The 11,833-nt window shown below is 35.6% G+C and carries 10 protein-coding genes; 8 read left to right on the top strand and 2 right to left on the bottom strand.

Annotated elements, in window-relative coordinates:
* Both feoB and METBO_RS05175 read left to right on the top strand, forming a co-directional pair.
* Positions 1-2,013 carry a ferrous iron transport protein B gene (gene feoB, locus METBO_RS05180; RefSeq protein WP_013644627.1) on the top strand — a complete coding sequence of 671 codons (2,013 nt, stop codon included), beginning with the start codon at positions 1-3 and terminating at the stop codon, positions 2,011-2,013.
* A 474-nt stretch (positions 2,014-2,487) separates the two neighbouring features.
* Positions 2,488-3,864, top strand: a complete 1,377-nt coding sequence (locus METBO_RS05175) for an MFS transporter (protein ID WP_013644626.1) — start codon at positions 2,488-2,490, stop codon at positions 3,862-3,864.
* A gap of 109 nt (positions 3,865-3,973) precedes the next feature.
* Here the strand turns inward: METBO_RS05175 and METBO_RS05170 are convergent, their stop codons facing one another.
* Positions 3,974-4,396 carry an Hsp20/alpha crystallin family protein gene (locus tag METBO_RS05170; protein ID WP_013644625.1) on the bottom strand — a complete coding sequence of 141 codons (423 nt, stop codon included), beginning with the start codon at positions 4,394-4,396 and terminating at the stop codon, positions 3,974-3,976.
* 169 nt (positions 4,397-4,565) lie between these two features.
* Here METBO_RS05170 and dmpI point away from each other — a divergent pair, with 169 nt between their 5' ends.
* Together dmpI and mtaA are read left to right on the top strand one after the other, a co-directional pair.
* A complete protein-coding gene (gene dmpI / locus METBO_RS05165) occupies positions 4,566-4,748 on the top strand; it encodes a 4-oxalocrotonate tautomerase DmpI (RefSeq protein WP_013644624.1) in 183 nt (60 codons plus the stop codon).
* A gap of 126 nt (positions 4,749-4,874) precedes the next feature.
* The gene (gene mtaA / locus METBO_RS05160; RefSeq protein ID WP_013644623.1) at positions 4,875-5,936 is read left to right on the top strand and encodes a methylcobamide:CoM methyltransferase MtaA; all 1,062 of its coding nucleotides are present in this window, start codon (positions 4,875-4,877) and stop codon (positions 5,934-5,936) included.
* A gap of 39 nt (positions 5,937-5,975) precedes the next feature.
* Here the strand turns inward: mtaA and METBO_RS05155 are convergent, their stop codons facing one another.
* The gene (locus METBO_RS05155; protein ID WP_013644622.1) at positions 5,976-6,536 is read right to left on the bottom strand and encodes a hypothetical protein; all 561 of its coding nucleotides are present in this window, start codon (positions 6,534-6,536) and stop codon (positions 5,976-5,978) included.
* 267 nt (positions 6,537-6,803) lie between these two features.
* Here METBO_RS05155 and mtaB point away from each other — a divergent pair, with 267 nt between their 5' ends.
* From mtaB to METBO_RS05135, 4 genes are all read left to right on the top strand, one after another.
* Positions 6,804-8,186, top strand: coding sequence for a methanol--corrinoid protein co-methyltransferase MtaB (mtaB, locus tag METBO_RS05150; RefSeq protein WP_013644621.1), 1,383 nt, complete (start codon positions 6,804-6,806; stop codon positions 8,184-8,186).
* 12 nt (positions 8,187-8,198) lie between these two features.
* Positions 8,199-9,023: a methanol--corrinoid protein MtaC gene (gene mtaC, locus METBO_RS05145; RefSeq protein WP_013644620.1), complete on the top strand. Its 825-nt coding sequence runs from the start codon at positions 8,199-8,201 to the stop codon at positions 9,021-9,023.
* A 132-nt stretch (positions 9,024-9,155) separates the two neighbouring features.
* Complete coding sequence (locus METBO_RS05140; RefSeq protein ID WP_013644619.1) at positions 9,156-10,778, top strand: methylamine methyltransferase corrinoid protein reductive activase; 1,623 nt, start codon at positions 9,156-9,158, stop codon at positions 10,776-10,778.
* 215 nt (positions 10,779-10,993) lie between these two features.
* Positions 10,994-11,758, top strand: a complete 765-nt coding sequence (locus METBO_RS05135) for a V4R domain-containing protein (RefSeq protein WP_013644618.1) — start codon at positions 10,994-10,996, stop codon at positions 11,756-11,758.
* The last annotated feature ends 75 nt before the right edge of the window (positions 11,759-11,833 follow it).

The raw sequence follows: 11,833 nt of genomic DNA, 5'->3' as shown, positions 1-11,833 counted from the left end.
ATGAGCAAAGACACCGACGAAAGATCCCCAAAGCCAAAAAGGTTTAAAAGATCAAAAAAACAAGAAAAAGAAGGAGACACCCCTCAAAAAATTGATTACACCATTGCATTGGCAGGAAATGCCAATGTAGGAAAAAGTGTTGTATTCAACGAACTAACAGGATCCAACCAAATAATAGGAAATTGGCCCGGTAAAACTGTTGAAAGAGCCGTTGGAAAGCTACTTTTTGAAAGCAAATGCATTGAAGTTATTGATCTTCCAGGTATATACTCATTCTCAACCTATTCTATGGAAGAGATTGTTTCAAGGGAATACATAGCCTTTGAAAAACCTGATGTGGTTATTAATGTCGTTGATGCATCAGTACTAGAGAGAAACCTGTTCTTTACAATCCAATTAAAGGAAATGAATGTGCCACTCATAGTATGTGTCAACCAAATAGATCTAGCAAAACAAAAGGGAATCATCATAGACACTGACAAACTTTCAAAGGCTTTGGGAGTACCAGTTGTTTCAACAGTGGCAATTAGGGGTGAAGGACTCCATGAATTAATGGAAACTGCAATTGAAACTGCAGGTCAAAAAACAGTTACAGACACCCACACCCTTAAGTACGGTGCAGAGGTAGAAAACAGAATAGAAAAGATCACCGAAGATATAGACAATAAAAATCTTGATCTAGGATATCCATCCCGATGGGTAGCAATTAAACTCCTAGAGAATGATCCGGAGATTCGAAAGCTTGTTGAAGCTCAATCAAGGGAAGTTGTGAATCATGCCTACGCTCTTGCAAGGGAAATTGAAGAAATACACAACGAACCTTCATTTTCTGTCATTGCCTCAGAAAGATATTTCCTAGCAAATCAATTTGCATTTGGAGCACAACTTGAAAGTAAAATAAAAATAACCTTTGCTGAAAAACTAGATAGATTAGTAACCCATAGGGTGTTTGGATACATAGTATCTGCCCTGGTAATAGGAGGACTGTTACTCTGGACATTTGTGGTGGGTGATTTCCTTTCAGGATTACTGTCCAACGCTTTCAGCTTTTTCCAGCCGGTAGATCCTCAAACATCAGGTACTTTAACCAGTATTTTGTGGAATGGAGCATTTGGAGGTATTGTTGCAGGAGTAACTTTAGTTCTCCCATTTGTAATTCCATTTTATATGATGTTAAGCCTGATTGAAAACTCGGGAATCTTAACCAGGGTTGCATTCATGATGGACAGTGCCATGCATAAAATTGGTCTGCATGGAAAGGCCCTAATACCCATGATTCTGGGTTATGGTTGTAATGTTCCGGCAATAGAAAGTACCAGAATACTTGAAACCAGACGTGAAAGGCTTTTAGCTGCATTTGCCATCACATTCGCACCTTGTGCTGCAAGAACTATAGTTATTTTAGGACTGGTTGCAGTATACGTAAATATCTGGTGGGCCATTGCATTGTATGGAATTGACCTGCTCGTGATGTTTGTGTTGGGAAGATTGGCTTACAAAGTTGTTCCAGGTGAAGCATCAGGACTAATCATGGAAATGCACACCTTCAAGGTGCCATCGATTTCGGTAGCAGCTAAACAAACTTGGTCGAGAACAAAATCATTGATATACGTTGTATTTCCAGTGTACATAATTGGGAGTGCTGCAATTCAAGCCTTGTACGCTTTAGGATTCTTAACTCCAATAGCAAATGCACTTGCACCAATAACTGTCTTCTGGTTAGGATTGCCTGTAATTGCAGGAGTCGTGTTAATATTTGGTGCTGTTAGGAAAGAATTTGTACTTCTTATGCTTGTAGCAATCTTCGGCACCAACTTGGCAGCTGTTCTAACACCTATACAGTTTGTTATACTTGCCCTTGTGAGTATGTTGTTCTTACCATGCTTGGCAACGTTAACTGTGCTACTCAAGGAATTTGGTGCTAAGGCCACCACAACCATCGCTCTTGCAAACATAGTAACCGCTTTGATAGTGGGTGGACTGGCCTACAGACTGTTCCTTCCATTTTTATGAACAGTCCTACTATTTTTTAAATTATTTTTTTTTTTTAAGATTCTAAGAATTCTAAGTGTCTAAGAGGGTAAAAAAGTATTTATTTAATGTATCTAAAAAAATATAAAATATAGGGCAGATTAGGTACATTTGAGCGAAAAATGATTTATTTTGCCCTATATTAACTTGTTTTGCTGTAGGGATCATGCTGGTTTTTAGCTTTTGATCCCCACATCTAAATGCAGTAGGAATATGGCTGTCAAATTTAATTATTACCTAAAAACTGATCTCAACGAATTTAGTAATACTATAACTCATATTGTTGTGATCATAAATACCTTGTAGGAATTAATATAAAAAGCTTCCGATATTGATTTAAATAATACTTATACTCTCAAATACAGTTAAAATGTATTAAATGAATCATTTAACAAACAACTTCATTCCAGACTTAGGGTGAAAATACTTATTAATTCTGATGGCTACTATAAAACTATGAAAGACTCTGATAGGAATAAAATTTTAGCACTACTATTCGTAGGGGTTTTCATGGGTGCGCTGGACATTGGGATAATCGGTCCAGCTCTTCCTGCAATAAAAGCTGCTTTTGGCATAAATGAAAGACTGCTTTCATGGATATTCACCATTTACATACTTTTCTTCATGATAGGAACTCCATTGATGGCCAAGCTTTCTGATAACTACGGTAGAAAAACTATATACATATTGGATGTTTTTTTATTCGCTGTTGGATCAGCCATTACAGTAAGTTCAACTTCTTTTGAAACCCTGCTAATAGGAAGGGCAATTCAGGGTTTTGGTGCTGGGGGAATATTCCCAGTTGCAAGTGCATTTATAGGAGATACATTTCCTCAAGAGAAAAGAGGAAGTGCATTGGGATTAATTGGTTCAGTATGGGGAGTATCTGGCCTACTGGGACCCATACTCGGAGGTCTGCTACTAAATTATGGATGGCAGTGGTTGTTCATCATAAACATACCGATTGCACTCGTAGTTATTTTGCTTGGATATAAAATTCTTCCACAATCACGGAAAGAATCAAAATCAAGCTTCGATGTCAAGGGAACACTTGTTCTTACCATTTTAGTAAGCTCACTTGCGTATGGAGTAAACCAAATTGACACAACAAACTTTTTAGGAAGTTTATCATCGGTGTTTACGTGGCCTTTCATTGTCATTGCCGTGATCATGTTGCCTCTGCTTTTGAAAATAGAAAAAAATGCAGAGGATCCAGTTTTAGAGGTAAACCTTATAAAAAGTAGGGAAGTTAAGATTGCAACAAGCATAGCATTTGGAACCGGGTTAAACCAAACAGCCATAGTATTTTTACCCGCATTTGCAGTAACCATACTCGCACTCTCTATATCACAGGCCAGTTTAATGGTGATTCCATTAGTTGTTACACTCGGTTTAAGTGCGCCCATCATAGGGAAACTGCTTGATAAGTACGGAACCAAAAGGGTTATGTTTGTAGGTACTTCTATTCTTGTTGTGGGTCTTTTCATGTTGAGTTACCTTGCTAGTTCATTCTACATGTTCATAATTTCGGGTGCTATTATTGGAATCGGCCTAAGTAGTGTTTTAGGTTCACCATTAAGATATATTATGTTATCTGAGAGTCCAGCAAGTAAAAGAGCTTCAGGCCAGGCCCTTATCAATATTAACTCAAGTGTGGGTCAATTAATTGGAGGAGCATTAATTGGTGCCGTGATTGCTTCTCAAGGGAGTAGTGCTCAGGGATATCAATCAGCATATATTGTAATTGGTTTTGTAGCCATCATCATGACCCTCTTGACACTAGGACTAAAAAAACGTGAAGAACAAATTTTAACCAGTAAAAATAATGAGTAAAAACTATTAACTAAAAAGTTTTTACACAATAACTTGAAAAACTATGATAAAATTTTAAGAATCAAAAAAAAAAAAAGGATGTGAAAATTTATCCAATAAAATTGAAGTTTTACTTAATGTCAATAGTAAAGCTTTGCTTTTTCTCTAATTTCGGAACTTCAACTGTTAACAGTCCATTTTCAAACTTAGCTTCTGCTTCATCTGGACAAACCTTTCTTGGGAATCTAACAGTTCTCCGGATTAGAGTAGGGCGTCGATTATTACCTCTTACCTCACCAACGAGCTCATCTTCAAAATCAGCTTTAACCTTAAGGTTAGTTTCAGTCAAGTTAAGCTCAATGTTTTCCTTTTTTATTCCGGCAAGATCTACACGGACTATTATTGAATCATCTGTTTCAATTATGTCCTTACCCGGAACAAATGTGTAGTCGACTATTGTTTTTTCAATATCATTTTTGATGCTTTCAATGGTCTTTGAAGTGTCCTCCAGCATCTTATCTATTACTGCTTTACTATCCATTCCTTTTTTCATTTTTTTCGCCTCATTTTTTGAGTCAGTATTATATTAACAAAAGGTTACTATAAAGTTTTCTATGAAAAGTACACTTCAATAAATTATTAATCTGGAATAAAACTAATATTAAATGTAAAAAATATACAGATTTTATACCAAAATATAATAATGTAAAGGAGAGTATAATATGCCTGTAATAACTATTGACGGACCAAAAATGAGTAAAGAACAAAAAGCAGAACTTGTAAAGGAATACTCCGAAACAGCAAGTAGAATCATGAAACTTCCAGTTGAAGCCATGGTAATAATTATTAGAGAAGTTGAAGGAGAAAATGTTGGAACCGGAAACAAACTTCTATGTGATAAATAATTTTAATTTATTTTTAACTTTTTTTATGAATAATATCACATACATTAATAAATCAAGATACTCAGAAAAATTTAAACAAAATCTATCCAATATAATATATATTAAAAAAATGATATTTGTGAGATCATGAATCTGAAAAACAATGTTTTAAAAGTTCTATCTGGAGAAAAAACAGATTTAACACCGGTAATTAGCGTAACACAGTTGGGTGTTGTAGAAGCCATGGAACAGACAGATGCTTTCTGGCCAGAAGCACATGAAGATGCTGATAAAATGGCAACACTTGGAAGTTCTCTTTATGAACTGGTAGGTCTAGAATGTGCCAGGATCCCATTTTGTTTAACAGTAGAAGCAGAGGCACTTGGATGTGAAGTTGATCTTGGAAATGAAGAGAAAACACCCCAAATACGAAGCACTCCGTTTAAAACCGCAAGTGAAATAGAAGTACCTGCCAATTTTTTAAGTAATGGTCGTATACCTGTTGTGCTAGAGGCTATTGAAAAGTTAAAGCAAAAATACGGCGACACTCTTCCCATAATAGTAGGAATTACTGGTCCATTCACATTAACAGGACACTTGTTAGGTGTTGAAAATTTAGTTAGGTACATGAAAACTAAGCCTGACGAAATTGAAACAGCCATAGATAATTCTCTTGATGCCTGTATGGATTATGCAGAAGCAATTTCTAAAGTAGGCCCGGACATAATCTGTGTAGCTGAACCAACCGCAGCTCCAGAACTCATTGATCCCCTTCAATTTAAATCCATGGTTAAACCTGCCCTCGAAGATCTTGCGAACTTTATTAAAACAAAAAAGGTACTTCACATATGCGGATCTACTCAACCCATAATCAAAGACATGGCTACAATAGGTTACGATGGGATAAGCGTCGAAGAGAAGGTAGATATTAAAAAAGCAAAGGAAGAGCTTGAAAAGGGATCCAATGTAATGAAGGTTGGTGGAAAATCCATGCCCAGGGGAAGCAGTTCCATATCAAAGATCATAGGAAATATTTCAACAACTCAAACCCTGTTTAGAGGAACTGAGGAAGAAATTAAAAATGAAGTAAAAATGGTCCTTGATGCCGGAATTGACATACTAGCACCTAGCTGTGGATTAGCTCCGAGATCTCCCCTTAAAAATATTGAAGCCATGATAAATGCTAGAAATAAATTTTTTGATCAATAGAGCTTGGTATTAACCCAAAAAAATGAATTTTTATCATTTTTAATCTTCTTTTTTAGAAAATCCAATTAAAACTGTAGCTATTTTAGGGTCTTCAGGATAACCATATATATTTTTAATGTATTCATCACCCATTGTAGATGGAGTTCCCGAAATTATATCAGTTATTTCCCCAAGTTCATCTAGCTCTGGAAATGGAATTGGAGGTAAAATAAACTGTTGTTTTTCGATAACATCCCGATTTTTACTCTTTTCCGGTTTAAATAATATAAAGTTGTTGCTTAAAAATATAACATCGTTTCTGTTAGAGTAATTCTCTTTATCCTCATTTGATATGAGTTCGCGTCCGAGTATCTTCCCTGTGTCAGTTTTTAGGATCACTGTTGGTTCCGGTGGAATTCTGAATTCAGCTGTTTTAAACATCACTAAGCAAAATTCCCGCTTTAAACATTTATTTAAACCTTCATTGATAACAGGTATAAAATCATCTTCATGAAATGATTCAATTTTTAACAGGGCCCCTTTAGCATCTTTCGAAAGTAATTGCACTCCTAATACTCCTTTAAGGCACTTTACAATATTAACTGCATCATCAACAAACATTTTTTTATCTCCAGTAACTACTACAATAATTTAAGATAATTTGGCTTATAATTTTTATGTAAAGTTCAAGTATAAATGATTGAAGTATCGATTTTAAATCTTTTGTTAAGCTTTAAAATGCTTTTTTTTTAACCTCAATTAATTTAATGTATTAATTTCTCTATTTAAACATCCATTGAACCTTAAATATTTCTTTGGATGTTTTAATAAAAATTATTTCAAAATGTTTATGAGAAATTCAGTACATAATATAATACAGTGACCAATATGAAACGATTTACAAAAATGGTTTATAAAGATTCAGACGATATGGTTTTTGGCCATGCTAAATTTCCGGTTAGCCAACATTGGAATACCCAAATCGGTGCGGGTTATGTTGTTCCTGAAATAAAAGTCGCACCTGTGGAAGGATCTGAAGAAACAAAAGAAGGAATGGTTTCGGAGTGTAGAAATATAACTCAAAGTGCTTGTGAAAGAGCTGTGGCTATAGGTTTACCTGCTTTCATGGTGGAACAGGAACATATTTTCCAACAGACAAATAATCCCGACTGGACTGCAGAATGCACCCAAGTCCAAGCTGAGACATTGGAAAAATACTATGATGAGTACGATATAAGAGTGTCACTTCTAGCAACTCCGGCTGACATTAGGATAGAAGAAAGAGATGGACTAAGGGGATCCGATTATGACAATAAGATCATAGAATCAGTCGAAGCCAGTGCAGCCAACGGGGCATCTTGTGTGGCAATTGAAACCATTGGTGGAAAATCCGTGTCTGACTACGGTATTGCAAGAGGTGATCCTAAGGCCATTCTCTTTGGTATAGGAGTTCTCGGAAGCATTGATATGGAGTATATGTGGAAAAGAATAGTTGATGTTTGCAGAAAATATGATTGCAGACCTGCAGGGGATACTGATTGTGCACAAGCCAACACAGCCATGTTTCTTGCGGGAGGATTGTTAGATAAAGATTGTTCACACACATTAGCTGCTCTTGCAAGGGCCATGGCCGGAGCAAGAAGTTTAGTAGCTGTGGAATGTGGAGCAATAGGACCCCTAAAGGATTGTGGATATGAAAACCCAATTATCAAAGCTATAAGTGGAGTACCAATAGCAACTGAAGGTAAAAATGCTGTATGTGCTCACTCTGACCTCATGGGGAATTTATCAGCTGCAGTCACAGATGTATGGAGTAACGAATCTGTTTATCATAGGGAGGAAATGGGCGGCACAACACCGGAAGTGTGGTTGCAGGCCACTGGGTATGAAGCTGCCCTCATGAATACTGCCATACAAACTGGTCAGGAAAAAATATTAAGGGATCTATACACACTCACAGATAAATATCGAGATCCACAGGCTTTAGTCCTTGCCTATGATAACGCATACAGAATAGGAGAAGCTATAGTAAAATATGGTAAAGATCCTTATTTAAGGGCTAGAGCAGCAGCTCTTGAAGCTGGTGCCATAATAAATGAAGCTGTTGAATCTAAAAAAATGTATCTAACTAGATTTGAACGTGATTCACTTGATCATGCTTTGAACATCTTTGAAGCACTTCCAACAGAATCTGAACAGTTCACTGATGACTGTATAAGGAAGTACTCAAGAAAGATATCTGAATTTGATCCAAAGAGTTACGAGTTATAGGGAGGTTTAAAGATGAGTTATGATGAATTTGAAAGTAAGATGGACCAAAACTTTGTAGCTGTCAGATACAACGTTGAGGTAGAAGGTGCAGCAATTAAACCAGAAGAAGATCTCGATGTACAAAACACCCTTCCCACAGATGAACCATTCAGGTCCATAGCATTATCAGTATTGTATGAAGATAGGGATTCATCACTTGCAAATGTTCAAAAGGCATTGAAAGACAAAATATCACCCATTGAAATAATTAACAATGGTTTAATGAAGGGAATGGATGCAGTTAACATTCTTTATACCAAAGGATTTTATTTCCTACCAGATCTCATGTTAGCAGGGGATGGTATGATGGAAGGTGTCAAGGAATGTGAAAAGGTTTTAGGCCACAAAAGTGAAACCAAAGGAACTGTTGTTTCATTTGTAGCAGAGGGTGATCCTCATGACATTGGTAAAAACATGGTTGTGATGTTTTTAAGAGCCGGTGGATTTGAAGCAATTGACATGGGGCGTGATGTTCCAATTAAAGATGTTGTGAATGCTGTGAAAGAGTACAATCCATTGTTCATGACTGGAACTGCCCTTATGACAACCACCATGACAGCTTTCCCAAAAATCGTTGATGAAATTCAAAAGGAAGGACTCGAAGTTCCGGCCATAGGCTGTGGTGGTGGCGCCGTAAGAAAAGATTTCGTAGAGTCTTTTCCCATGAGCGTGTATGGGGTTGAAGCATATCATGCCCCTAAACTTGCTGAGGCTATTTTGAAAGATAAAAAAACATGGAAAGACCTAAGAAAAGAGTACTCAAAAATAGTTGGAGAATTTGTTTCAGAGTATTCTTAAATCTGTAACAAATTTACCTATTTTTTTACATTTTTTTATTTTAATAAAAAGTTTACACATTAAAGTTATAATTCTTAAACAGTTTTTAAATTTAATCAGTAAAAACTTAAAATATATTAAAAAGGTCTTAAAATGAACAACCCATATTCGATTGCTTTAGATATAGGAACCAGCGGTATAAGAGCCCAGGCAATTAATTTAGAAGATTTTAAAGTAATTTCTACTGCCATTACATTGAGACATCCTTTGCCAGGAGCTAATGTTGTGGATCACCTCCATTTTGCCATTGAGGTGGGTAGAGAAACTGCACACAAACTTCTGATTAAAACAATTAACAATGTATTAAATAATCTTGGAATTGACTTAAAACAGGTTGAAAGATTGGCTGTTTGTGGAAATCCAATACAACTATCATTATTTCAAAATATAGAAATAAGGGATCTTGCATATTGGGGATCAAATGCAATTAAAAGTTTAAATATTACACCACCCTCACGGGATGCAACAACCATAACTGCAAAAGAAATTGGTCTTGACATGAATCCAGATGCAGATATACTAATTCCTCCAGCAATCAAACATGAAATAGGTGCTGACGCCCTTGCAATGCTTTATAAATCAGACATTTTGGATAAACAAGGCATTTATCTTGTCATAGATTTTGGTACCAATGCTGAAATGGCCCTGGTAATTGACGACGATATATACACATGTTCAGCGGCGGCTGGTCCTGCAATAGAGGGGCAGATGATTGAAAATGGAAAGTTAGCCTCTCCCGGAACAATATGTGATTTTAAGGAAATGGGCGAGGGATGGAAAGGTTATGTTCTTGATAATGAGCTTATTGTTAATGAAGGTGACGTGGTAGATCCCCGAACTGGAAAAACGGTTCAAAGAGGAGAAATGGATGGTAAATCCAATGGAATAACAGGAACCGGAGTAATAGCAGCATTTAGTTTAGGTATTGATTCTGGTTTAATCACACTCCCCAATATAAAAAGTCCAAATAATATGATAAATCTTCAAGATGGAATCCATTTATCAACTAGAGATATAACAATGATTGGAAAAGCATTAGGTGCATTTAGAGCAGCATATTTAACTCTTGCAGAAGAGGCAGATGTTCTCCTTTCCGATGTGGATGCAGTTTATATGGCCGGAGCCTCAGGATTTTACGTTGATCCACTTAAGTCCATGAATATTGGACAAATACCCCAATCATCAAGGGTAATTTATCAGTTGGGAAATACTTCACTTGAAATGGCACGAGATATTGCCATTGAACCGGATCTTCTTAATGATCTTCAGAAAATTGCCAAGAATATGAGGGGAAATCATATAATGTTAGCCACATCAGAAACCTTTGAAAAGATGTATTCACTTGAATTATCCATCTATGAACAGGGAATGCCAATTTGGATGTATAATGATTGGCTTGATAAATATGGATTTCAAAAGATTCCACCAAAGTTTTCAAACCCAGAAATGCATAAAATATTCAAACGGGACATAGCAGAACTTGGAGAAGAGGGTTTGAAAATTGTGAAAATAAATTCCACATTAAATGCGGATTTTGAGGGATGTACCAATTGTTTGACATGTATGAAAAGTTGTCCAGAAAATGCTTTGAAAATAGAAAATGGAACAGCAACAGTCAAAACAGACCTATGCAATGGTATGGCATGTTTAAAATGTGAATTATCCTGCCCTGAAAAAGTTTTTAAATTCAGAGAATTTTTGGGTGATGAAAAGTAATAATTAACCTCCTAAAACGTCTGAAACTTTCCTATAATACAAATTTTTGGATATTATTACTCTTATGTTTTAAATGATACACAAAGTCTACACACAAATATAAAATAATATTTTAATCTATACAAAAAAATTTTTGATTCATGAAAAAGTTATTAGGTAAAGATAGAACTTATTTTATAGTATAAACTAGATATTATGTATAGAACGATGATATCATGACTGGCACTAAAAAATCTTCTAATAACAAAAATTCACAATCTTACAAAATATTCTCATCCAAGAAACATGTAGATGTTGTGAAGGGACAGGTTAAAGTTAAAATATTAGATGCTCTTTGCAAAAAAAATATGAGTTTTAACGAAATTGTTGAGTTAACTGGCAAAGCAAAACCCACAGTTTCTCAACATCTAAGTGAACTTGTAACCAATGGGCTTATAGTTTCTATTAAAGATCCTAACGATAAAAGAAGGAAGATTTTTTCGATTAATGCTGAATTTTTAGGTGAGTTATCGAGTGATAATGAAGCCAAATTTGATATTGAAGAATATTTTTCGAATATTTCAAATTCCAGTGATCCATTTGATTTTTATAGGCTAATACTCAGGGCAGTTAGAACAGAATTTTGGAACGATGGAATCAACATCGACCCCATACTTCACAAAGCAGGCATAAGAGTTGGAAAAGTATTTTACAACGAACTTCAAGGTGAAGATTTAGAATCCTTCCTTGGAAACATTGAAAAATTTTGGGAAGAAAAACATTTGGGTAGGGTAGAAGTTAAAACATTAGATCCCATTGTAATTTGTGTTTATGATTGTTTTGAATGTAAAGATTTACCTGAAATAGGAGAACCTGCTTGTTCATTTGATTCTGGGCTGTTAGATGCAATTTTTTCTAAATATTTAGATAAGGATGTTACAACCATTGAAACCACATGTTTTGCAATGGGCGATGAATGTTGCACATTTGTGATTAATTAACCATCTAAAATTCTTATAGTGATTTCTCTTATGCTGATGGAACAAAAGAATTTGTTCAGATCATTGGCTTTAGAA

The sequence above is a fragment of the Methanobacterium lacus genome (assembly GCF_000191585.1).
GTDB lineage: Archaea > Methanobacteriota > Methanobacteria > Methanobacteriales > Methanobacteriaceae > Methanobacterium_B > Methanobacterium_B lacus.
Note: the sequence above shows the minus strand (reverse complement) of the source record. Positions and strands in the feature narration are given on the sequence as shown.